Source organism: Pleurocapsa minor HA4230-MV1, assembly GCA_019359095.1.
In the GTDB taxonomy this organism is placed as follows: domain Bacteria; phylum Cyanobacteriota; class Cyanobacteriia; order Cyanobacteriales; family Xenococcaceae; genus Waterburya; species Waterburya minor.
This window is the reverse complement of sequence record JAHHHZ010000020.1, coordinates 160,753-184,748: the sequence shown is the minus strand read 5'-3', so window position 1 is coordinate 184,748 and position 23,996 is coordinate 160,753. Positions and strand designations below refer to the sequence as shown.

General features: G+C 39.1%; 22 protein-coding genes and 1 pseudogene. 8 read left to right on the top strand and 15 right to left on the bottom strand.

The features are described 5' to 3' along the window. Positions 1 to 124: 124 nt before the first annotated feature. Complete coding sequence (locus KME09_11525) at positions 125 to 349, top strand: hypothetical protein (protein MBW4534553.1); 225 nt, start codon at positions 125 to 127, stop codon at positions 347 to 349. Here KME09_11525 and larB read toward each other — a convergent pair. Both larB and dnaK read right to left on the bottom strand, forming a co-directional pair. Then, on the bottom strand, positions 346 to 1,134 hold the full coding sequence (larB, locus tag KME09_11520; GenBank protein MBW4534552.1) for a nickel pincer cofactor biosynthesis protein LarB: 789 nt from the start codon (positions 1,132 to 1,134) through the stop codon (positions 346 to 348). The two genes, KME09_11525 and larB, sit on opposite strands and share 4 nt — an antisense overlap. Before the next feature lie 94 nt (positions 1,135 to 1,228). Then, entirely contained in the window at positions 1,229 to 3,160 is a 1,932-nt protein-coding gene (dnaK, locus tag KME09_11515; protein ID MBW4534551.1) for a molecular chaperone DnaK, read from the bottom strand. A gap of 322 nt (positions 3,161 to 3,482) precedes the next feature. Between dnaK and KME09_11510 the strand changes: the two genes are divergently transcribed. The 3 genes from KME09_11510 to KME09_11500 all read left to right on the top strand — a co-directional run bounded on the left by KME09_11510 (position 3,483) and on the right by KME09_11500 (position 5,067). Next, on the top strand, positions 3,483 to 3,737 hold the full coding sequence (locus tag KME09_11510) for a SemiSWEET transporter (protein ID MBW4534550.1): 255 nt from the start codon (positions 3,483 to 3,485) through the stop codon (positions 3,735 to 3,737). Between the two features lie 64 nt (positions 3,738 to 3,801). Then, positions 3,802 to 3,987 carry a hypothetical protein gene (locus tag KME09_11505; GenBank protein ID MBW4534549.1) on the top strand — a complete coding sequence of 62 codons (186 nt, stop codon included), beginning with the start codon at positions 3,802 to 3,804 and terminating at the stop codon, positions 3,985 to 3,987. Positions 3,988 to 4,128: 141 nt separating this feature from the next. Beyond that, positions 4,129 to 5,067, top strand: a complete 939-nt coding sequence (locus KME09_11500) for an NAD(P)H-dependent glycerol-3-phosphate dehydrogenase (GenBank protein ID MBW4534548.1) — start codon at positions 4,129 to 4,131, stop codon at positions 5,065 to 5,067. 16 nt (positions 5,068 to 5,083) lie between these two features. On the opposite strand, the gene KME09_11495 is transcribed toward KME09_11500, so the two are convergent. The 3 genes from KME09_11495 to KME09_11485 all read right to left on the bottom strand — a co-directional run bounded on the left by KME09_11495 (position 5,084) and on the right by KME09_11485 (position 6,393). Next, complete coding sequence (locus KME09_11495; GenBank protein MBW4534547.1) at positions 5,084 to 5,446, bottom strand: DUF1818 family protein; 363 nt, start codon at positions 5,444 to 5,446, stop codon at positions 5,084 to 5,086. A 32-nt stretch (positions 5,447 to 5,478) separates the two neighbouring features. Further along, entirely contained in the window at positions 5,479 to 5,706 is a 228-nt protein-coding gene (locus KME09_11490; protein MBW4534546.1) for a DNA-directed RNA polymerase subunit omega, read from the bottom strand. Positions 5,707 to 5,868: 162 nt separating this feature from the next. Next, positions 5,869 to 6,393 (bottom strand): DoxX family protein, encoded by a 525-nt coding sequence (locus KME09_11485; protein ID MBW4534545.1) that lies wholly within the window; start codon positions 6,391 to 6,393, stop codon positions 5,869 to 5,871. A 273-nt stretch (positions 6,394 to 6,666) separates the two neighbouring features. Here KME09_11485 and tpiA point away from each other — a divergent pair, with 273 nt between their 5' ends. Both tpiA and KME09_11475 read left to right on the top strand, forming a co-directional pair. Continuing rightward, positions 6,667 to 7,392, top strand: a complete 726-nt coding sequence (tpiA, locus tag KME09_11480; protein MBW4534544.1) for a triose-phosphate isomerase — start codon at positions 6,667 to 6,669, stop codon at positions 7,390 to 7,392. 971 nt (positions 7,393 to 8,363) lie between these two features. Then, on the top strand, positions 8,364 to 8,630 hold the full coding sequence (locus KME09_11475; GenBank protein MBW4534543.1) for a helix-turn-helix domain-containing protein: 267 nt from the start codon (positions 8,364 to 8,366) through the stop codon (positions 8,628 to 8,630). 193 nt (positions 8,631 to 8,823) lie between these two features. Here KME09_11475 and trpA read toward each other — a convergent pair whose 3' ends face one another. The 7 genes from trpA to KME09_11440 form a co-directional block, all read right to left on the bottom strand. After that, positions 8,824 to 9,615 (bottom strand): tryptophan synthase subunit alpha, encoded by a 792-nt coding sequence (gene trpA / locus KME09_11470; GenBank protein MBW4534542.1) that lies wholly within the window; start codon positions 9,613 to 9,615, stop codon positions 8,824 to 8,826. 48 nt (positions 9,616 to 9,663) lie between these two features. Then, positions 9,664 to 9,969, bottom strand: a complete 306-nt coding sequence (locus KME09_11465) for a DUF3007 family protein (protein MBW4534541.1) — start codon at positions 9,967 to 9,969, stop codon at positions 9,664 to 9,666. 9 nt (positions 9,970 to 9,978) lie between these two features. Beyond that, positions 9,979 to 10,209 (bottom strand): NAD(P)H-quinone oxidoreductase subunit L, encoded by a 231-nt coding sequence (locus KME09_11460; protein ID MBW4534540.1) that lies wholly within the window; start codon positions 10,207 to 10,209, stop codon positions 9,979 to 9,981. Positions 10,210 to 10,297: 88 nt separating this feature from the next. Next, positions 10,298 to 12,202, bottom strand: coding sequence for a family 10 glycosylhydrolase (locus tag KME09_11455; GenBank protein ID MBW4534539.1), 1,905 nt, complete (start codon positions 12,200 to 12,202; stop codon positions 10,298 to 10,300). A gap of 409 nt (positions 12,203 to 12,611) precedes the next feature. Continuing rightward, on the bottom strand, positions 12,612 to 13,514 hold the full coding sequence (locus KME09_11450; protein ID MBW4534538.1) for a hypothetical protein: 903 nt from the start codon (positions 13,512 to 13,514) through the stop codon (positions 12,612 to 12,614). Between the two features lie 628 nt (positions 13,515 to 14,142). Beyond that, a complete protein-coding gene (locus KME09_11445; protein ID MBW4534537.1) occupies positions 14,143 to 18,978 on the bottom strand; it encodes a caspase family protein in 4,836 nt (1,611 codons plus the stop codon). A 134-nt stretch (positions 18,979 to 19,112) separates the two neighbouring features. Beyond that, positions 19,113 to 19,316 carry a hypothetical protein gene (locus KME09_11440; protein ID MBW4534536.1) on the bottom strand — a complete coding sequence of 68 codons (204 nt, stop codon included), beginning with the start codon at positions 19,314 to 19,316 and terminating at the stop codon, positions 19,113 to 19,115. A gap of 454 nt (positions 19,317 to 19,770) precedes the next feature. Here KME09_11440 and KME09_11435 point away from each other — a divergent pair. Beyond that, positions 19,771 to 20,771 (top strand): annotated as a pseudogene (locus tag KME09_11435) (DUF4351 domain-containing protein). Positions 20,772 to 20,859: 88 nt separating this feature from the next. Here the strand turns inward: KME09_11435 and KME09_11430 are convergent. The 3 genes from KME09_11430 to KME09_11420 form a co-directional block, all read right to left on the bottom strand. Next, on the bottom strand, positions 20,860 to 21,006 hold the full coding sequence (locus tag KME09_11430) for a hypothetical protein (GenBank protein ID MBW4534535.1): 147 nt from the start codon (positions 21,004 to 21,006) through the stop codon (positions 20,860 to 20,862). Further along, complete coding sequence (locus tag KME09_11425; GenBank protein MBW4534534.1) at positions 21,003 to 21,269, bottom strand: UPF0175 family protein; 267 nt, start codon at positions 21,267 to 21,269, stop codon at positions 21,003 to 21,005. The genes KME09_11430 and KME09_11425 overlap by 4 nt, the downstream gene beginning before the upstream one ends. 270 nt (positions 21,270 to 21,539) lie before the next feature. Further along, positions 21,540 to 22,997 (bottom strand): folate/biopterin family MFS transporter, encoded by a 1,458-nt coding sequence (locus KME09_11420; GenBank protein MBW4534533.1) that lies wholly within the window; start codon positions 22,995 to 22,997, stop codon positions 21,540 to 21,542. A gap of 90 nt (positions 22,998 to 23,087) precedes the next feature. Here KME09_11420 and KME09_11415 point away from each other — a divergent pair, with 90 nt between their 5' ends. Beyond that, positions 23,088 to 23,864, top strand: a complete 777-nt coding sequence (locus KME09_11415) for a methyltransferase domain-containing protein (GenBank protein MBW4534532.1) — start codon at positions 23,088 to 23,090, stop codon at positions 23,862 to 23,864. The last annotated feature ends 132 nt before the right edge of the window (positions 23,865 to 23,996 follow it).

Below are 23,996 nucleotides of genomic sequence, written 5' to 3'. Positions count from 1 at the left end.
AATGTCCACTTTCTCTGTAATTTTAAAAATCACTGAGTTATGATAGCAAGTCGAACATTGTCAGACTAGAGTTTAATCTTTACTCTAGCCTTATCAAGTATTATTTTGCTCTTTGATTATAGTTATGCAAAAATCTCAGCCAGTATTTGATCCAGGACAACAAACCAAGTTTCAACAACTACAACTTGAAATCAAAGCGTTAGAAGAACAAGTAGAAAATGCACTTAAACAGCAATTGGAACAAGCTGACTGCAATGCACATTCACCAATTCCTTTAATCGTAGTTAGCGATCGCTTTGCCAAATCGGGAATTAAATTAGCCCAGGAAAAAGCTTACCAAAATTGTTAGTTTGACTGTTCTTTACGCTGATTTATTTTTTGAGCAGTACGTAAAATTTGCCCCGCTAAAATAGCTGCTCCAAAACCATTATCAATGTTGACTACGCCAATCCCCGTGGCGCAAGAATTCAGCATCGTCAGTAAGGGAGCGACACCAGCAAAACTCGCTCCGTAGCCGATGCTAGTCGGTACAGCAATTACGGGGCAATCTGCCATTCCCGCCACTACGCTGGGTAACGCTCCTTCCATCCCCGCGACGACAATCAAGACATCAGCTTCATACACTACCTGGCTGTTGCTCAAAAGTCGATGAATCCCTGCTACTCCTACATCCCAGAGGCGAACCACGGCAAAACCAGATAGTTCGGCAGTAATAGCTGCTTCTTCTGCCACGGGAATATCGGCAGTACCAGCCGTCAAAATTGAGATTGTACCTATCTGAGTTGCTGCTTGAGGCTGAGATAGTGAGCAAATACGAGCCATAGGGTAATAAACTAGCTCAGGAATGGCAGTTTTTAACTGTTGGTAGACTTCAGCTTCGATCCGAGTTGCCATCACTACCGTCGCGTCTGACTGCATCGCCTTAATAATCTTAATCAGTTGTTCGGGAGTCTTGTCAGCACCCCAAATAACTTCGGGAAAGCCTGTTCTGAGCTGCCTGTGATGGTCAATCTTGGCAAATTGCTCCAAACTTTCAAAGGGTAAATGCTTGAGTTTTTCCAGGGCGGTTTCGGGGCTAATATCGTGCCTAGCGATCGCCTGGAGTAATTTTTGTAGTGCTTCTGGCTGGGTCATGTTTGAAAAATAACAACAAAAAAAGAGAGACATATCGCTGGGGATATGCCTCATGATTCAGATTAAATTATACCGTTAGTATTAATTAACCAGCTTACTTGGTTTCAGAGAATTCAGCATCAATGACATCATCTCCACTATCAGCACCACTGCTGCTTCCAGCATCCGCATTAGGAGGAGCTTCAGCGCCAGGTGCTTCTCCTGCTGCTTCGGCTGCACCTTCACTTTGCTGATACACGCTGCTGCCAATACTGTAAAGAGTTTGTTGCAGTTCAGGTAAGAGAGTTTTGATTTTCTCATTATCCTCTGAAGCGATCGCTTCTTTGAGGTCTTTAATTTGACCTTCTGCTTTCTCTTTATCCGCAGCAGGCACTTTGTCCCCAAGCTCGGTTAGCTGTTTCTCAGCTTGATAGACGAGGGAGTCAGCCTGGTTTTTGCGATCGATCGCTTCACGGCGTTCTTTGTCGCTAGCAGCATTGGATTCTGCTTCCTGTACCATCCGATCTACTTCATCATCAGGCAGAGTAGATGCTCCAGTGATACTAATCGACTGTTCTTTGCCAGTACCTTTATCTTTGGCAGTTACGCTCAAGATCCCGTTAGCGTCAATATCAAAGGTTACTTCGATTTGAGGTACGCCACGAGGTGCAGGAGGAATTCCATCGAGACGGAAAGTTCCTAAACTCTTGTTGTCCTTACCAAATTCTCGTTCACCCTGGAGAACATGGATTTCTACGTTGGTTTGACCATCTACGGCTGTAGAGAAGGTTTCCGACTTTTTAGTAGGAATAGTAGTGTTACGTGGAATAATCTTGGTCATTACCCCACCCAAGGTTTCAACACCAAGGGAAAGAGGAGTCACATCTAACAACAAGATGTCTTTAACTTCACCACCCAAAACACCAGCCTGAATTGCTGCACCAACTGCCACAACTTCATCAGGGTTTACGGTTTGGTTGGGCTGTTTGTTGAGAACTTTTTGGGTAATATCAATGATCGCAGGAATACGAGTTGAACCACCCACCATGACAACTTCGTCAATGGCTTCTTTCGCTAGTTTAGAATCCTTAAGAGCTTGCTCTACAGGAACACGACAGCGATCGATTAAATCAGAACAGAGTTCTTCAAATTTAGCCCTAGTTAGGGAAACATCTAGGTGCTTAGGCCCATCCTGAGTAGCAGTAATAAAGGGCAGGTTAATATCTGTCTGAGTTGCACTAGAAAGCTCGATTTTGGCTTTCTCTGCTGCTTCTGTTAGACGCTGCAACGCTTGATTATCTTTACGCAGGTCAATTCCTTCGTTTCTTTGAAATTCTCCTGCTAGATAGTCAACGATTTTCTTATCAAAGTCATCACCACCTAAGTGAGTATCACCCGCAGTAGCTAGTACTTCAAATACACCATCACCTACTTCCAGGATGGAAACGTCAAATGTACCACCACCTAAGTCAAAGACGAGGATAGTTTCGTTACTTTTTTTATCTAGACCATAAGCCAAAGACGCAGCAGTAGGCTCGTTAATAATCCGTAGAACTTCAACCCCTGCAATCTTACCAGCATCCTTAGTCGCCTGACGCTGGGAGTCGTTAAAGTAAGCAGGTACAGTAATTACCGCCTGTGTTACCTTTTCGCCTAGATATTTACTGGCATCTTCGACTAATTTACGTAAAACCTGAGCCGAAATTTCTTCTGGTGCAAACTGCTTGTTTTGTGCAGGACAGTTGAGCTTAACGTTACCATTGTTATCTTTGATGACCTCGTAAGCCACCTCTTTGGTTTCATTATTCACCTCATCGTGTCTACGTCCGATAAAGCGCTTGACCGAATAAAAAGTATTACCCGTATTCATTACCGCTTGACGTTTGGCAATCTGACCAACCAGAAGATCGCCATTCTTAGCATAAGCAACAACTGAGGGGGTAGTTCTAAAACCTTCCGCGTTAGCGATAACTGTGGGTTTTCCCCCTTCCATCACTGCTACACAAGAGTTAGTAGTTCCTAAGTCAATACCAACAACTTTTGCCATACCTTAAACAAATACTCCGATAACTACAAAAACTAAATTTATTTTTTTAGATAATCAATCTAAAATTGCACTTGAAGGCGCAATAGCGATGATTGTGCCGATGATTCTTGACTTTTTTTGGTTTGACTAGCTCCCCTCAGTCTCCACTTCATCTTTCTATATAGTGCAAGTTGATGCAGGATCTTAGGTAGTGTAGTTTTCCGAACCTTAAACAGGCGGTTGTAAAGAAGTTAGGGGACTCATCGTCCGATTGAGATTAATCTCGATAGAATATCTAGGCAGCTACCATCTATTTCGACTTAATAATTTTAATAATTGTTTTATGGAACCAATGACTTACGTGGGTCTTGTGGCAGGGGTTTTAACTACTATTTCCTTTTTACCTCAAGCAATTCAAACTTGGCAGACTAAATCTACCAAAGATATCTCTCTGGCAATGTTTCTGAGTTTTTGCGTGGGCGTAATTCTGTGGATAATTTATGGTTTCTATACCAACAATCTTCCTGTGCTAGTTGCTAACTCCGCTACTTTCCTGCTGGCTTTTTCCATTCTGGTCTGTAAGTTGAAATATGGCTAAATACAACATTTAAAAGTTGAGCAGAGGTAATGGGTAATGGGTAATGGGTAATGGGTAATGGGTAATGGGCATTGGTGACAAGTTAAGAAAAAGCAGTCTTAGTCAACTACTACATATAGTGTTTTTTATTTTACTTAACACCAAATATGGATTAAAGGAAATATATAAGGCGATCGCTTTTTCGGTAACTAAAGTTCTTCAAAAATATCTCAGAAGCTATCCTAAAGGATTAGCTTCGCGTCATAGCTGAGAGCTAAGAGCTAAGAGCTAAAAAGCGATTGACCCTAAACGTAGTGTCTTAACTTGTCACTAATGGGTAATGGGTAATAGAGTAATAGAGTTTCAGCGCAAAGTTATTTTTGAGAATCGGATTTAGTATGAGGCTACATTTGTGAATACACCTTCTGTGGTCGCAATCTTAGGCATGGGAGTCTGGGGTACAGCATTGGGCAAGATCGTGCAAAATAATCATCATAATGTCCATTTTTGGTCACATCGTGGTGACACGCCTCTGGTATCTGTAGTTCAAGATGCTCAAATTATCGTCTCGGCAGTATCTATGCAGGGAGTTGTTCCTACTGCTCAAAAATTGCGATCGCTCGATCTCCCAATAGATAAAATTATTGTTACTGCTACCAAAGGATTAGATACGGAAACTAAGCGTACTCCTTCTTCGATCTGGCAGTCTATATTTCCCCACAATCCTGTAGTGGTACTTTCAGGCCCTAATCTCTCCAAAGAAATAGACCAGGGTTTACCCGCAGCCACGGTGTTAGCCAGCAATAATTTACCTGCTGCGCAACAGGTGCAACAAGTTTTTGCCTCGGATACATTTCGTGTCTACGTTAACCAAGATCCCATCGGTACAGAATTAGGGGGAACTCTCAAAAATGTGATGGCGATCGCTGCTGGGGTATGCGACGGCATGAATTTAGGAACTAATGCTAAAGCTGCATTACTCACTCGCGCTTTACCTGAAATGATCCGTATTGGTACTCATTTAGGTGCATCAGGAGCAACTTTCTTTGGTTTATCTGGCTTGGGTGACTTAATTGCTACCTGCGATAGTCCTCTATCTCGTAACTATCAGGTGGGTTATCGATTAGCTCAGGGTCAATCCTTAAAAAAGATCTTAGCAGACTTAGAAGGGACAGCCGAAGGAGTTAACACGACTAAGGTGCTGGTAAAAATTGCCGATTTAGAAGCGATCGCCGTTCCCATTGCTCAACAGGTTAATAAATTGTTACAAGGTGAAATTACTCCAGAATCAGCAATTAAAGCTTTGATGGAGCGTAACTTAAAGTCTGAATTTGATGACTTAGATTTTTAAGCTAGCCTAAATTGACTTAACTAATTAAAGAATTTAAGGCTTCGAGCAACTGTGGGGGAATGCTTGCTGACCAATTTCCTTCACAACGGCGATCGCAATTCAAAATAACTCTTAAAGAATAATTATCAGGATATCCTTCTACTTCCATCCACAGCAGACTAGTCTCCGCTTCACAACTAATCCGCTCTTGTTCCATTAATTCAGCTTGCATTTGGTTCATGGTATCCACAAGCTGATTTAACAGGCGACGAAAATCGGCAAATTCGGCTTGTGTTAGCTCAATTGCCCAATGATCTGCACCAATTAAGCCTGGATATTTATCTGTGTGGGGATGCCAGCCAACACGCCAGCCAGCCCCACTTTTTAGCAAACGCTGCATTGAATCTACCAGGAGCTATTTCTATTTCGGTTCTAATCACCAATAATTTCTGGTTGAGTCAACTCATCAGACATTTCAATGATGGCACGGATTACAGGCTTCATTGTGGGGTCATCAAAGTTTTCTAATTCTTCGTAACGACGGCGTTTAGCCCGATTAGCCACCTGAACCGTAATGCGATAGCGATTAGAAGCCGCGCTTACTAGTTCTTCAGAACGATACATGATATGAGCAGAGTCAAAAGAACTTTTTCTTTGCATTGATGGCGATGCCTCTTAGCTAGATGTTTGAGATGTTTGATAAATGCAGTTATTACCACAGCTTACTAGTTTAACAAAAAGAGACTAGATCGCCGTAAAAAAAGCGATCGCTTGATGTAAGTTAGGCGATCGCTTTGTTCAAAATTTAATCAAACCCTGGGTTTACTTAATAACCACATTGGACTCAGAAGCACTTAAGCTTTTCTCCAATAACATGACTTTTCTAGCCTGTGCAGACAAAGCCGATTTGTCGAGCCAGTTGGTGATCAACGCATCGGTAGAAAACAATCCAGCACCGTTGATGGTGAAAAACAAGAAACAGGCTGCATAGATAGCAGATAGCTCTAGGTAAGGAATACTCAAACCAGCAACTAAGACGTGGTGATACATAGCTACGCACATGGTGAAAAATAGACCGAGTGCCGCAGGTCTAACCAAAAGACCAATGATTAATAGCTGTGCGCCAATAAGCTCGGTAAAGGCTGCAATATAGCTAAAAAATATGGGAAAAGGTAGACCGATATAAGCCACATAAGCTTCGGCAAAACTTTCGATATTGGCTAATTTGTCGATGCCATTATGGATCATCATAATCCCTACAACTGCTCTGAGGATTGCCCAGGAAGTTTGCTGCCAAAATTCAGGAGCGGTATTGGGGCGAAAAGCTTTAATGATTAGAGAATTAATCGACATATTACTTAAATTGGAAAAGTTGGAGAATAATAGCAGGTGTCAAATTTTGACCGAAGTTTAACTTAAATTAAAAAATGTCACTCTATCTTAAAATTTAACGCATTTTCCTAATAAAAATTAACTTTGCTTAATAAACATAGATTTTGTTTCTCATAAATTTTTGGTTCTGCGGAATTTGAGATTAGCTTTGAGGAGAATAACCTAGCCTTAACCACCACAAAGCCTTAAACTGAGATTTGCAGAGAATTTTAAAATATTTTTTAGATTGTGCGAAAAGTAATTATTGCTGGTAATTGGAAGATGCACAAAAATCAGGCCGAGTCACTGGCTTTTGTGCAGGAGTTTAAATCTAAAGTTGAGGATACGCAAGAAAACCAGGAGATAGTGCTGTGTACGTCCTTTACTTCTCTAACAGCTATGTCGAAGAATCTACATGGCAGCAGAATTATGTTGGGCGCTCAGAATATTCACTGGTCAGATGAGGGTGCTTACACTGGAGAAATTTCAGGTTCAATGCTGACAGAAATCGGCGTTGATTATGTCATTGTCGGTCATAGTGAAAGACGACAGTACTTTGGTGAAACAGATCAAACTGTTAATTTAAGGTTAAAGGCAGCTCAGCGATATAGATTAAAACCAATTCTTTGCGTTGGCGAAACCAAAGAACAAAGAGATGCGGGTGCAACTGAACAGGTTATCATCGACCAATTAAACAAGGATTTAGTCGAGATTGACCAAAGTAATTTAGTCATTGCCTATGAGCCTATTTGGGCAATTGGTACAGGTGATACTTGTGAATCTTCAGAAGCTAACCGAGTGATTGGAATTATTCGTCAGCAGCTAGACAATAAGAATGTCTCGATTCAATACGGTGGTTCAGTTAATCCTGGGAACGTTGATGAAATTATGGCGCAGCCAGAAATAGATGGTGCTTTAGTTGGCGGGGCTAGTTTATCAGCCAGTAGCTTTGCTCGGATTGCCAATTATCAGTAGCTAGCGTCTTGGTTAAATTAGGTTAGAAATAGGTAAGTCTAATCATCATTGGTCACATTCGACCTCACAAAAAAGCTGATTTACTCTTCGGAAAAACCCGAGGAGACAGCTACATATACATTTACTTGCACGTTGAACTTGCACGTTTAAAAATACTGTGTCTGATGACTCGGTAAATTTCCTGATTGATTGTTGGGCTAGCTGTTCGAGTTTTTTGCTAGTAAACGAAAACATGCTGATTATTTAAATTTACACAATATTTATATTTACCGCTATATTTACTGCCATAATGTTATTTAAACTAGTTTTATAAAACTTTTTTCATGCTAATTTAACATGCATTTAAATTAGGTTTATATAAACCTAGACCTGTTGTAGTAAAGCCTTTGGGCGATCAAAATAAATAAATGACAGCTTATTATGAGCGAGATTGTATCTAAATACAGTTCAGCGAAATTACTGAAAAATAAACTTTGATTTGGCTTTTATTATTTTACTAGTATTTTTTGTTTGAATATTTATCAGACTAAATATACTGATTTTTTAAAGAAAAAAGAATCAAAAATTCGGTAATTTCGCCAATAGTCTTATTTTGATAATTTGTTAGTATGGGACAAAATTGAGCGTACAAATAGAGCGTATAAGTCTCAAGTCCTAACTTATTTTTGCTTTGTGGCAAGATATTTTATATTGTTATGAGAACACATACCTAACCCATATTTATTGATTCATCAATTACTCTTAATTGTGTTTGTACAGCAATGACCAATATTTTTGCTACTCAATATTTATTACTTGCGCTATGGCAACTTAAATAATTATTGCTTAATGGCATTATGTTGACAATATATATTGATTTTTTATGCTAAATGTATAAAGCATGATTTTCGATCGATATAAGTAATTTTGCTGTCCAAAAAAATTCTATCCAGTATTCTAATTCTATTAGTCACGATAATTCAGAGAAAACCATGACAAGACCTAAAAAATCACAGCGTCAAGAAACAAATTCACCATTTAAAAGATTAAGATTAAATGTTAAGCTATCTCAAGAACAGTTAGCCAGAGAAATTGGGGTTGCAGTCTCGACAATTCGCCGTTGGGAAAAAGGACAGGCTGAACCAACTATGACCGTATCTCAAATGAAAGAATTTTGTAAAGCAGTCAAGAAAAGTTTTGATGAGTTACCGAATTCTTTGCTGCCTTCAGATATATCTGAAAATGGTAATAATAGCTAGACTTAATCTTAAGTTACTAACTTACAATTACACTAAATAATATTTAATCTTATTTTAGGCTACTCGTAGGTAAATAATTGTCAGATTAACAAACTGACTTTTTGAGGTTATTTGCTCATCAAAGCGTGGCTTAATGGTTTAAATTTAAGCCTGCTTTTTCGATATTTGAGCAATAAACAATAAAACTATTCTTCTACGAGATTGCCTGTTTTAAAGCATGACAGAATTGGGCGATCGCCTTAAGTTCAGATTCAGGAGTTTCTGACTCTAGACGTTTGACGATCGCACTACCGACAATGACTGCATCTGCACCCCAATCTTTAATTTGTTTTGCCTGTTGGGGGTCAGAAATACCAAAGCCTACGCCGATCGGTTTATCCGTAGCATGACGCAGGTTAGCAAGTAAATCTTGAACTTCTGCTGCCATCTGCGAACGTACTCCCGTAACGCCCGTGACCGAGACTAAGTAGATAAAGCCTTGAGACTTTTCGGCGATCGCTTTAATTCTTTCGGGGGAACTAGTGGGGGCGACTAAAAGAATTACTTCAATACCGATTTCAGCTGCTGATTTAAGTAGGGGTTCGGCTTCTTCTAGAGGCAGATCGGGAACAACTAAACCACTTACTCCAGCTTCTTTTATTTGCTTGAAGAACGATTCAACTCCGCGATAATAAATCGGGTTGTAGTAGGTAAATAGAATAATTGGCACATCGATCTTGCTGACTGCATCTTTAACTATTGCCAAGACATCTTCTAGTTGAACTCCCTTTTGTAAAGCCCTAGTAGCTGCTGCTTGAATCGTCGGCCCATCTGCCAGAGGATCGGAATAAGGAACACCAAGTTCAATCAAATCTGCGCCATTGTTAGCTAAAACCTCTAATGCCTTGGCCGTGGTTGCTAGATCTGGATCTCCTGCGGTGATAAAGGGAATGAAGGCACATTCAGAATTTTGTTTTAGCTGTTGAAAACGACGGGCAACATTCATGAGGCAAAATTTATTTGAGCTTAGATAATATTTGAGGCAGCAGGAAGATTAAGATTTTTTCTCCTGCTCAATTTCTTGCTGTAGTTGTGCTAACTCTTCAGGAGACATTTCTGCTAAACGTTTTTGCATCACAGCTTCTTCATAGTCTTTAAGCTGCTGATTGTAAGTCATGTTTTTATTGCCCACACGAAACAAATAAGTCAACGACCAGCCGACTAACAAGACAACTAGAGCAGCTTGAGTCCAGATTCCTGCATTAATGCTATCTAGACCAAATAACTGTAAAGCTAAATAAACGAGTCCAGCAGCGACAAATACCCCTAAACCAAGACCCAGAGCATCGATTCTACGCATACTGTGATCCTATGCGTTTAAATTACGACGTTTGGGACGGAAATTGAGCAAAGGACTTAATAACAGCATTCCAGGAAAGCTCAAGAACACAAACAGATACATAATCAATCGTTCAATTGAGCTGGCGTTATACCAACGTTTGCTGAGATAGAAATAGACAAATGCTGGCAACACCAAAAGATACGTGCCACTTAAAACTAGATACAATAAGGCAACTAAGTTGGTCTCTGTAAGTAGCATGACTGCTGTTTAAGATAAAGAATTGACACTGTTATTTTAGCAGGGCAAATACCCAGATTTTGCTCAATTAATTTACTTGGCAATTGGTTTAATCATTTAATTGTTTTCTCGCTCCATAACTGAGCAAGCGATCGAGAGTATTCAAACGATTTTGCCAGACTTGGGCTTGATAGGGGTCAATATTTTTAGTTTGTCTAACCCAAGCGGAAAACTTTTGACGTAGTGAACTTTGAGCAAGTTGAACTGATAATAAATTTTTGTTGGTAGGCCGATCGATAAAAGTTTGTAATTCCTCGCCAAAGCGATCTGCTTGTTGTCCCCATTCGAGCAAATTCTGGTCATCTGTTGCGCCAGGATAGGTTGTCAAAAAGAAATTCCATTCTTGCTGTAGGCTGCGATATCGAGATAAAGTCGCCTGGAAAGGTTCTCGGTGAGGCAATTGCTGAGATGCGCTTAATTTATCACCCTGAGTTTGATTAAAGATATTTGCCAGACTAGAGTTCAAATTTTCAGCAGCAAATAAAGAATAACCTTCTGTCGGTAAACCTCGTAATAACTGCATTTGATCTAGGGCTACCACCTCTGACATATTCAAGAGCCTGATGCCTGGCAACAGTAGTGCTTTTTTGGGCGTAAACTCTCTGAGTAAAGTAGTGGTTAGAGAATTTAACTGTTCTGCATCTTGAGCATAAGTCATCGGCACTAATAGATCGATCCAGTCTTCTTTGACCCAAGTTTCCCAACCTTGCTGAATTTTGTTCAGGCGATCGCGCTGAGGCATGGGAAACACCGCAGTTGATAAAATCAGTTTGGGATTAATTTGTTTGAGCTGCTGGTCAACTTGGGCGACAAAAGTATCTACCTGCTTAGTCCGAAAATCGACCCACTGGGGCCATAAAGGATCGCCAGGATTTAGCCTGAGAGGGTCGTAACCTGTTTCTCGCCGAAATTGTTCTCTAGCAACATTACTATAGCCATAGGTAATTTGACCTGAAGAACTGGGAAAAGGATAGCGGATATAGTCTAAATGAATCCCATCAACTTCATAATTGCTGGTGATTTCAGCGATTAAGGCTTGTAGATAGGCTCGAACTTCTAGATTAGCAGGATCGAAAAAAACCTTACCAGAGTTAACGTTAAAATAATTACCCTGTTGGTCGGTCATTGCCCATTGTGGTCGTTGGGATAAGACAGGCCCTAAGTAGTAGCGTGGTAAATTGAGAATCTCGTTATGACGTTCATTTGCCGCCGCAAATGTCCAAATCCAAGCGTGTAATTCCATATCCCTCTCGTGGGCTAGTTTTACAGCAGCTTTCAAGGGATCCCAGCCTTTCGTTAACGGGTTTTGTTGTGGCGCAATCTGGCTTGGGTAGATAGTATAGCTAGAGTTTAGGGTTTCAAAAAAGACTGTATTAATACCAGCGATCGCCATTTGATCGAAAATCTCGATCAGATCGTTTTCAGATTTGGCTTTTACAATCGTGCCACGATCAAACCACATTGCGCGGATTTCTGATTGAGCAACTAATTGACTTTGAGGGTAATTTGACCAGAGAATTTTTTGAGCGGCAGTCCATTCTTCTCTTGCTGCTTGATACTGCTGTTGTTCTACTAAGTAATTAAATTTTTGTCGTCCTTTAGTCGCTAACTGCAATGCAAGATGAGAATGTTGATATTTAGTGCTAGTTAACTTGATATTTGCCTTTTGCGTAATGGTGTCTGACTCCAGTAGTTTGCGAATTACAGATTCGGTGGAGATATCGACGTTACTTTGGGTCGCCTCAGCCATCAATAAAGTCGCTTTAAAGCGATTAATCAATCCGTTTAACTCCTGAGTCATTAAGCGGGCTTCGCCAGGAGTAATAGCCAACTCATCATTGGCTGGATGATTAAGCGTTGCTGATTTGACCTGCTCTTGGTTGAGGTTAGCCAGGGGAGTTGATGCCTCGACTATTTCAGAAAATAAGAGCATAGTAGTAACCAAAATTGGCATTAATTTAGTTACGACCCCAAGACTCTGTTTAATTCTAATTGTTATTAGAGAGCTATTAGGTGTTAAAACATCAGCATTTAATCGCACAAAAATCTCCTCAAGTATTCGCTATTTAATAGCAGTTTCAATCAAAAGTTATCTAATTTTAAGCTAGAGAATTTACTAAAGTATCAGTATTAGTAACGACTTAAAACTAATAGGGTTATTGAAACTACTAGATATTACGGGGAGAGTGATTGTGCTAATTCTTTTTGATACTATTTCTTCTTGAAGTTAGACTTGATATTTTAAGTTTAAATCTCGCGCAAAGACGCCAAGACACAAAGGGGTTAAATTTAATTTAGTGCATTGCTATAGAAAATTGGTATGAGTAATCAATTTATCAAATTACTAATTTTGATTAGTAAAATTAATTTTGCTGTTGATATCTTTCTAGAGAGCGATTTAATTCAGATTGTTGATATCTAATAATTGCTTCAACCTCTTGCGCTGTTCTTTTTAATTCCAAAACCTCTAATTCGGTAAGTCTCTTATTTCTTTCAAGCACTTGCAATTCCTGGTTTTTTTCAAACTTAACTCGTTCCTTGGCTAAAGCTGCACCATAAAAACTATCTTGCCATTCAACAACCCGCTCGAATTCTTCATTACGTAAATTAGCAGCTAAATTATTAAATAATTGTTCCGATAAAATCTCTCTTTTATCTTTAGCATTTTCGACAAATAGAGTCGCATATACTTCAGGTGAAACTATTCTTAAATAAGTTTGAGCGATCGCTAAATCTACTTGAGCTAATTGGAGATATTGTTGTAAAACTTCGGCGATATTTTTTTGTTTTGCACATTGTTGAATTGCGGTTAAACTCGGTTTAAAATCATCAGGAAGTTGTCCTTGATTATCACTAGAGTTAATTGAGGCAGCACCGATATGCGAAGCGGTATCTCCAACTATGCGAGACAAGTCCTTTAGGACACCAAGACTTAAACCTCCTGAACGAGAAAACGAAATCATTTGTTCTCCGCAGCTTAAAGAAGCATTTCCTTCAGGAACAACTAATTGAGTACGAGAACCATTCGTCCAAAAATTATCTTTGGCATCTTCATCAGTTACAGTAACGGACGATGTTCCACTATTAGCACTTTGTCCCTGTCCTTGTTGTTGTGAACCAGCTTCTTGTACATCAATATCAACATTTTCATTGTTATTGTTGTTATTGGTGACGCTTTCTGTATTTTGAGCCTTAACTTGATAACTTAGTACGTTAGAGACAAATGTAGCTATTAAGATAATTTTTAATAATTGGTAAGTCTTCATTTAAAATAAAGCTAGAAAAAAGCTAGAGTTAAAAATAAATAGATTTTAGTAAAATTATCTGGCCTAATTATTTATTTGCATATTAAGTTTTAAAGAAGAATTTATGTCAAATTTAAATACATTTAAAATGAAATATTTTGAGCATTTTATCGACATAAACTTTGCTCGTTTGGTTTGACATTAGGATTAGTAGCGAGATAATCAGTAAGGCGATTGCATCCTCGATTTAACAAATCATCTAAGTCTAATGATTTGACTGGTGTGTCCACGTATGGTTTTAATTAACTCCCCTGTTTTGGGGTTCCAGAGTTTAATAGTGCGATCGCTCTACAAAAACCTTCGATTTTATGAAGTGAGTTGATTGCTAAAGTTGAACTACTATTAGACAAACAATTAGAAAATACCAAAGAAAAAGTTTCCGAGTTTGAATATAGAAAAATGGATTTAAAGTATATAAAGAAATTCTTATTGCTTTGCTCATATTTTATCTTTTTAATAACTTTTGAAGCTGATATCTATAGTCATGATTATGATAATTTTTCTTACTAAGACTAATTTTCCAATCCAGTCATTGCGCTAAATAAACAAATTATATGATACTGTAGGGTAGGCTATCGCTGTTAATACTTTAACGACAAAGTTTTTGATCGCTGAATTTAACATTAGGATTAGTAGCAAGATAATCTGATAGACGATCGCATCCTCGATTTAATAAATCATCTAAGTCTAAATTCCACCAAAATAAACCCTGTTGTGATTCTCCACTAATGATCGATTGGTCGTCACTACTAAACGCCAAGCTATTAATTTGACTAGTATGTCCCCGCAGGTTTTTGATTAACTCTCCTGTTTTCGGGTTCCAGAGTTTAATAGTGCGATCGCCACTTCCAGTCGTCAATACTGTACCATTGGAATTGAAACTAACTGTAGTTACGCCGTCTTGATGCCCTGTTAAAGTATGTAATAATTCACTACTTTTACCTGCATCTTTAATCGACCAAATTTTAACTGTATTGTCCCAGCTTCCAGAGGCTAAAAATTTACTATCGGGGGTAAATGCCAAAGAAGTTATCGCCAGATTATGAGCTTTTATAGTTTGTAATAGATCGCCTTTAATCGTCCAGAGTTTAATTGTATTATCGTAACCAGCAGAAGCTATTAGTTCACTATCAGGACTAACTACAATGGTTTTAATACTATCAGTATGTCCAGTGACTGTTCTAATTATTTTTGCTTGACCTACTAGATTCCAAATCTTAATAGTTTTATCTTCACCAGCAGAAATTAAAGTCTGACTATCAGGACTAAAAACAAGACTATTAATACCATCTTGATAACCTTTAAGAGTATTAATTAATTCGCCTGTTTGAGCATTCCAAAGTTTAATTGTTTGATCCCAACTGGCAGAAGCAATTGTCTTTTCATCAGGACTATATTTGATTTGTGAAATAGTTGCTTGATGTCCTAGTAAAGTGTGAATTAAATTTTGTGTACCATCATTATTATTGCGCCAAATTTTAATTTTACTATCTCCATTGACATCTCCAATAGCAGCAGCAAAAGTATCAGGATTTTTCGGAGAAACTGCAACACTATAAATTTCTTCAACTTGATTGCGATCGCGAGGAAATATCTGCCAAATTTTCACAGTTTTATCTACACCAGTAGAAATTAATTTATAGCGATCGCTATTGGTTTTATGAGGGAGAAACTGAATATCTAATATTTCTCCAGTATGTCCAGTTAAAGTCTGTTGCAAAATACCCTCTTTGTTCCAGATATAAATCTTGCCATCAATTGTTGTCGTGGCTAATAATTTTTGATCTGGACTAAGACTAAGATGATTAACTGATTCTGGATGGGAATATGAGCTAATTAATTGTTGATTATTTTTAGCCCTTAATTGTACTATGCTGTCGTCGTTAGTTGAAATCGTATAAATATTATTTCCAGTTGATTTTGAAGTTTTCTGAGTCAGATAAATCGGATTAATAATTTGTTGCTCACTACCATCTAAAGGAAAAGAAATAGACTGTATTTGAGCTTGTTCTAAAGTCAGAGTTTTGAGCAAATTACCGTTTGCTTGCCAAACTTTTACAGTTCCATCATCACTAGCAGTCGCATATATTTTGCCATTATCGCTAATACTAATAGCATTTACCTGTTGACTATGACCTTCAAGTCGATTTAATTCTTGTGTGCCGTAAATAGACTGTTGCAAAGTTGCAGTAGTTTTATATTTAGTTTCTTGCCAATTTTCTTGACCAACTAAAGCTTTACCCAAGTTATTAATTTGTTGAAATTGCTTGCCTGCTTTGACACTGGTGGTTAAAGATTCTAACTGTTGATTGGAGAGTAATTGTGCTTCGGCGACAGCAGTTAAACTATCAATATTTTCAACTTGAGTAATTAGTTTCTGGCGATATGTACCCACTCCCAAAGCAGTAGCAGCAAGTGCTAACACTCCTAACACAACGGCAGTGAATTGTGCCTGGCGTAAGCGTTTTTTTGCTTCCTGTTGTTCGGCTAATCTCGCATCAATACAAATGGCAACATATTCTTTAGCCGTATCGGATAACTCATCGGTGTATTTAATATAAATCTCTTCCGCTTCAGCCAAACGAACACCCTTAAGTAAAAAATCATCCTGTCGATCCTTGTGCAACCATAAAACTGCTGCCTGTTCGATTTGACGTTGCGATCGCAATCTCGACCGATTTTCTTCTAGCCACCAGCGTAAACTTGACCAATGACGAATCAAAATTTCGTGGACAACTTCTACTGTTGCCTCCTGACGCATGGTTTCCAGAAATAGTTCGTCATCTTCTGGCGGGTTAGCTGCGCTACGGCTTTGTCCAATATTATTACCGCTATCTAGATTCACTACTAACAGTTTGGCATCGGTTAGAGTACGCAAGGTTTGATTAACTAAATCGGCGGGATATTTAGCCACGATTAAATCAGATTTAGTCAGGCGACGACGAGTATCTTCTGTCCCTTCTCCCAACTGGGTTAGGTTGAGAAAAATCCAACGCGCACAATCTTGAGATGCAGCATCGAGGCAATCGTATACTGCCTGTGCTTGTCTTTCTAATGCACCTTTGACCCCCTCTAACTCTTGATAGGCTTTGAGGGTTAATTGACCATTCTCTCTTTTTGACCATAGCTGCTGTAAGACAAACTGCAACAGAGGCAAATCACCAGAGGAACGATCTAAATCTTGTAACAACACCTCGACTAAACCAGACTCCACCTGTAAACCTACCTGTTGTGCTGGTTTAATAATCGCCTGGCGATAATCGGCTTCTGTCAAATACGGTGGCACTAAAATACTGTTTTTCTGCAATATTTGGGCTAATTCTGGGCTTTCAAGGCAAGCTGCCACAAAATCGGCTCTAATAGTTAGTACTAGTTTAAAGCGATCGCCTGCATATTCAACTGCACCTAAAATTAATGCCAGAAATTCTTGACGTTCACTCTCTCCCGCGAGGGTAAATAATTCCTCAAACTGATCGATTACCAATACCACCATTGCTTCGGTGCGAGTTCGCAACCAGCGGACAAACCCCTCTACTCCCTGATAGAGTAAGCCTTCAATTTGTAACTGTTGCTGCGCTTGAGATTGCCGATCTGAAGAGTCGGTCAACAACCTCGCTAAAGCCTGTACTGGCTCACTTCCAGGACGAAAACAACCTAACCACCAGCGATCGCTTCCAGGAATTTGCTTACCCTGTCTGAGTTGCGCCATTAATCCCGCCTGTACTACAGAGGATTTACCACTTCCAGAAGCACCCACTACCGCAATACTAGTCCTGTGGCTAATCTGATTAACTAACTTCTGGACTAAGGTTTCTCGACCATAAAAATATTCGCTACTGGCTTGATCGAAAGCCTTTAATCCCATATAGGGACAGATTCCTAAGTCAAATACTGGCTGATCACCATTACCATTTTTGATCAGTAGTTCAATTACTCCCTGTGTACCCGACAACCAAACTTGAGGTGTAATTCCTGTCCCCGCTAAAGCGATCTGTAGCTGGCTAATCCAAGCTGCAATCGGCAATCCTTGTTCAACATCAGCACTCTGTAGGGTTGCTAAGACGATATCAGCAAACTGTTGAGAATTATCTAAACTGGCATTGGCTGCAATTAAACACTGTCCGCGATCTGTTTCGAGTCGCAAATCTTCAACCCATTCTGCTAGAGAATCTTCTCCAGGACAATCTAAAATGACAATCTGCTGAGTAGCGTGGGAATTTTGCAGCATTTTTCTGAGCCAGAAACGCGATAAGCTAATCCCATCCTGTAAAATCAACCAAGATCCTGTCTCATTCGTCGATACTTCTCCTCGCAAGTATAGTAAAGCGGTGCTGATTTCGTTAGTTTCATTTTGAGTATTAAGACAAGTTGCGATCGCATTTTTCACCTCCGACCAAGATTCGTTGGTTTGGGGAAAATATCTCAGGTTAAAATCTCCCCCACTCTGCAATATCTGACTCAAGGCTAGAGTCTTGCTGTTCGCCTTAAACCCGCCATCAACTACCAAAGCCTGTCGGGGATTAACATCTAACTTACAAAATGACTGTTTACCTAAAATCACCTTGCCAAACCCTTCCACAATCCGCTTGGGAGTTTGTAAGGGGAACTCCGATTGCAGTTTGCTTTCTCCGCGACTACTTTTTTGCTGATTAATTAAGCGGATCTGCTGATTGGTTTTATCGATATAGCGTAATGTCTGATGATAAACATATTGATATAAAGCGTCGGCTTCAATTATCCCTTGAGCATCAGCAGCTTCTCCCCGCAAACCCCGCATCAAGTAATAAGTAAATACTCCATGTCCTAATTCGGGAAACTCCCAAGACTGTTGCGTCTGATCGCAAGAGAGTAAAGCATAAAAACCTTGGCTAGCTGCTGCTTTATGACGTAATGTCTTCACTAATTGCGAACTAGGATCGCCTAAAGATGCTGTCCCCCTAAGAGTCATCCCACCACTATGACAAGCATCCAACCACACAAGCTGTTGACTAGCTGCACAGTTACTTAACTGTTTAAGTAAGTTGTTTAAAGGTAAACCCGTAACCAGAAGATCTTGAGTATTAGTATCAGCTAAACATAAAACGACCTGTTGAGTTTCGGTCTCTAAAACACCGTGTCCTGAAAAGTAAAACAGAACCGTATCATCTTTCTCAGCGGATTTAATAATATGCTGGATACTTTGCTGAACTTCGATTAACTGAGGTAACTCACTAACAAAATCATGATGAATAATAACTTCTTTATTAGTCAAACTAGCAGTTGCTTCTTTTAGCGCTTCTCCCAACCCTTGACAATCTAAAGCAGAATACTGTAGCGCAGATAAATTTTGGCGATCGCGATAATCATTAACTCCTACCAACAAAATCCAAAGTTTAGCGGGTCGTAGATCGGGTTTTGCTTTAGTAGTTTTAGCGCGAGGACACATCGCTTGTTTAAGAAGTTATTTTAACTGTTCAGTATATATCCATAGGTTTAAGGTGATGTATTTATGCAATAGTTTTTAGCTAATTAAAAAATATCCCAGCTAGTTACTGAACTTTCTACAAGTTTAAGTACCAACTAAAACCCATAACTTTCACTGAAATCGAGCATACAAGATTCAATCTCTTCTAACTTAGATTGCAGCTTCTTATACTTAGCCGCCAAGGCGAGAAAGTCTTCGTAATGCTGTAGTGCTAATTCAACTGCTTCTTGAGGATGGCGATCGAGATACATTTTGAGACGAACAACTTGTAACTCGGATTCTAAAGGAAGAGAAATCATGATTTATTGGCGAAAAAAGTGAACAGTTTTTAATATTTTTGCAAGACTAGAATCTGAATTGTCAAACTATCTTGAAAGTTAAATCTTAGTTAAATACTTTGATTTCTCCATTTTTATTAACTACAAGACAGCTGCGATCGTTAAATTACTCATTACTTAGTGAATGACATACATCATAGTAATTAAACTATGGTAATAATTCTGTTTAAACTGATACTTCTCGTAGTTAAATAAACGTTTTATATACGATATGAAATTATATTAATCAAGACTGCAAATATATAAAATAGTGAATATACGTAAACCAGAAACATTTAATATTTTCTTAATAAAAAACTAAATACCGATTTTATTAATTAAATATTAAGTAAATTTAACTAAACGTCTAATGTGAATTAGCTTCGTTCATTTGCTTGCGCAGCTAACCCTTTAGCTAATTCCATACACTGTATCTATGGCTAAGATTAATCACGACCAACTATTTAAAGAGCTTTTAACTACTTTCTTCGTTGAATTTCTGGAACTTTTCTTTCCCTCTGTTCTTGAATATCTGGACACTGATTCAATTCAGTTTGTAGATAAGCGGTGCGACCCCGCGTCGGCGTAAGACGCAAGGGAACGCGCACCAAGAAGGAAATTTTTACTGATGTAGTTGGCGGTGAAAAGAAAATCATGGATATTGTTGCTCTAGCTAAGTTTCAAGAACAGGATTACTCGTTTCTAATTCATGTTGAGAATGAATCCAGCAGCAAAACTGATTTCAATCAAAGGTTATTCCGTTATTTCTGTAGTCTTTTCCTGAGATATAACCGCCCTATTTATCCCATTGTCGTCTTTTCCTACGATTCTCCGCAAAGGCTAGATAAAGGTAACTTTGTGATTGACTTTCCCGATAAGCAGGTTTTGAAGTTTGACTATGAAATAGTGCAGCTTAATCGTCTGGATTGGCGCGATTTTTTACAGCAGAAGAACCCTATCCTAAAGGATACCGCTTCGCATATAGCTGCTGCGCTGATGGCGAAGATGAAAATTGATAAACAAGATCGCCCGACGGTCAAGGCGCAATGTCTTGGTCTCTTGGTTACTCTCAAGCTAGACCCTGCCAAGATGCAGTTGATTTCAGGCTTTGTCGATAGTTATCTTCGTCTTAACTCTAATGAGGAGGCGTTATTTCAATCTGAGTTAAGTACAATGGAAATAAGGGAACAAGAACAGATTATGCAGATTACTACATCTTGGAAAAAACAAGGAATAGTTGAAGGTCGTGAACAAGGCATAGTTGAAGGGCAAAGCAGTACTATCCTACGTCTACTCAACCGTAAACTGGGAAATCTCCCAGAGTCAATCACCGATCGCATCAAGTCTTTAGAACCAATCCAGTTAGATTCTCTGACAGAGGATTTACTTGATTTTCAGTCTCTTGACGATCTTCAGAATTGGCTCAGTAACTCCTAGAGTAGGTTTTTCAACATTTTGTGAAGATCGCTATCTGGATATGGCACTAGCAGAAATCTTCTTTAAACAATACAATCGCTTTCGATCTCTAAAATTGTACTGGTGCTTTCTCCGCTTTTAATTCTTCATAGACAGCTTGAGGAATTGCGATCTCACCAAATAGATGGGGCAATAGCTCAACTTGTTCGATGAGTATCAAATAGCACAGCACAAATGTATCTGCTACAACAATCATTCAGACAAAAGATTATTCAGAGTTTGCCTGTCTTGTTCTAAATCTAACTCCGTATAATTTAAGTAAGCTTGCGACTTTTTAAAAAACTCCTCAACTTCCCAAAGAGAAGATAGATTAAGTAAACTTTGAACTTGTGCTGAGGTAAGAGAGCCAGTACGGTAAGCTTCTACAGCTAAAGCTTCCTTAGCTCGTTGAGATACATTTCCCCACTGGGCTGTTAATTGTTGTCCTATTGCTTCAGGAATATCTATTGTTATTTGCATTTGTTTTTTGACAAGATTATAACGGATGCAGATAGCATTACTATTTTAACTTTACGTCAGCGACAAAAAACTTATCTCATGTATTCCTTAATTTAGATAAATCATCGGGGCGATCGCTTTTACATTATTTTCCTCAACTCCAGCAGGTATAGCTCTAAGTAGAAACATTAGGACTTTTCCTATTTCCTATTTCCTATTTCTTATTTCTTACTTCCTATTTACGAGCCGATCACCCTAATTGTCCTAATCTAACTTTGTACGACTATCAATTCAGCATTCATCCTGACTCTTGTTGAGGTGATGATTAATCGCGAATTCTGGGACTAAACTAGGAGTAATCCCCGACTCGATTAAGCCACCTGAATTATGGATGGGTGCTTCTCCTGGGGCAAAATCATGGCTAGATTGTTCTGTTTGGGGATCTCCTGAAGGTAGCCAGCCTAAAAAGGGCAGAGGAAGCAGAGTAGAAAGATTAGTGATAATCACTAACAGCCAGAGGTTGTCGAAATTGCTTTCTGTGACTCCTAACCAAGAAGTCAGCAAGGCTCCTAATTCGTGAGACAGTAGCCCAGATAAATTCCAAATCGACATCAACAGAGCAAATAGAGTAGCTTCAACTCCTGGAGGGCAAAGACGTGCTGATAGTACCAGTACAGGCATCCAAGTAATCTGTCCTACAACGGTTAAGATCAGACTATCTCCTAAACTAAACCAATGATCGTCAATTCCTAAAGCTCGGTTAGTGTGGGTAACTAGAAGTAGAGTTGTCATCCCTAAAATGGCAGCAATTACGGTACTCCAGCCGAGAATCTTACGAAACGGTACGGTTTTAAGGTAACGCTGAAATAAGAAAATTCCTACCAAGGAAGCGAAGCTAGTCACTAGACGCACTCTACCCAGAAATTCAGGTTTAAATCCTAACTCGTTGGTACTAAAGAAAAAGAAGGCTGAATCGGCGGTGGGAGTGGCTTGCCAAGCAAACAAAAAAGCGATCGGCAACCAGACTTGTTTTTGCTTAACTGCCCCCCATAATTGCTGAATTTGACCTTTGACGGGAGATATTTGGGTTTCTGGATTATCTTGATTAACTTTTTCTTCGGTAATTAACCAAGCTACTGCTGAAACAATCAGGGGAAAAGAGGCAGTAATTTCAAATACCTGATTGCTGCTGAAGTGTTGTAGGAGTAAGCCACTAAAGTAGGCTGTTAATAGTCCTCCTAGGGCGGAAGCACCCCAGGATAGAGATTGCAATGAGCCAGATTGGGACAAAGACTCTTCCCTAGCTCGTTCAACAATTAGAGAATCGACAATTACATCGCTAATTGCTACAGCAAGAGAGGTAAAGAGAATAACTACGGTTGCGGTAAAAGCATTATTAACTAGGGTTGCTAAAGCTAGCCAAGATGCACAGCCGAGTAATCCTGATAAGATTAGATATGGTCGGCGACGATAGCCAAAGATAGGTAAACCATCAGAGATAAAGCCAAATAATGGTTTGATGATCCAAGGGAAAGCAGCGATACCTGTTAGAGCAGCTACTTCAGCAGGACTCAAACCCAGATCATCTTTTAAAAAAAAGCTAACTGCTAACCGCGATAATCCGAGTATTCCTTGAACGAAATAAACGGTCAGAATGCCGAATAGCTCTGCACTTGGCTGATTGCCAAAGAGAATTTTATCCTGAATTAGTTTTTTAATACCTTCGGACTCAAAGGGGTTAGCAATCATGTATATTATTAAAGTTTTATTACTATAACTTAATCATAAGCAATCTTAACCTTAAAAACCGTCCGCTCTAAGAATGAGTTTTAATCAAATATGAAATTTAGTGCAAAAATTAGTGCCAAATACTTTGTGCGGTTAATTAGCATAGTTGCGATCGCTTTTCTCTTAAGTAACTTTATCTACACTCCGATTGCTCAGGCTCAAGCTAGTTATCCTACCTATTACCGCGAGAAAAAGATTCATCATCCTGACGGCATCGGCAAATACTATATGAAGCGTGAAATCGCCCAAGTAATGGGGCATCAGGCAATAATGTGGTTGGAAAGAGAAAGTAGAGTAGAGTCAGAAAAACCTGATTTAACAGTCCAGAATTTAAACCTTAAGCCCGATGATGTGGTGGCGGATATTGGGGCAGGATCGGGTTATTTTAGTTTTCGTATGGCACAGCAAGTTCCAGAAGGCAAGGTATATGCGGTAGATATTCAGCCTGAAATGTTAGAAGCGATCGCCCTACTTAAGGAAGATCGGCAGATTACTAATGTTGAGACGGTTTTAGGACAAGAAAACAATCCTAACTTGCCGACTGAAAGCATTGATTTAGCCTTGATGGTAGATGCCTATCATGAATTTGCCTATCCCAGAGAAATGATGGAGGGGATTGTTCAAGCTTTAAAGCCAGGAGGCAGAGTAGTTTTATTAGAGTACCGTAAGGAAAACCCGATGATTATGATTAAGTCGTTGCATAAAATGACTCAAAAGCAGGTCAAGAAAGAACTTCAGGCAGTTGGCTTAAAATGGCAGGAAACCAAAGAACTTCTACCAGAACAGCATTTTTTAGTGTTTAGCAAAAGGCTTCGCCCTAGCTCTTAGCTATCAGCTCTTAGCTATTTACTTAAGTAATCTTCTGAAGCTAAAAGCTTAAAACTACGAAGTTCTATGCGTAGCGGTATCCTTTAGGACAAGCAGTATTATTATATATCTCATATTTTCAATTAACAACGC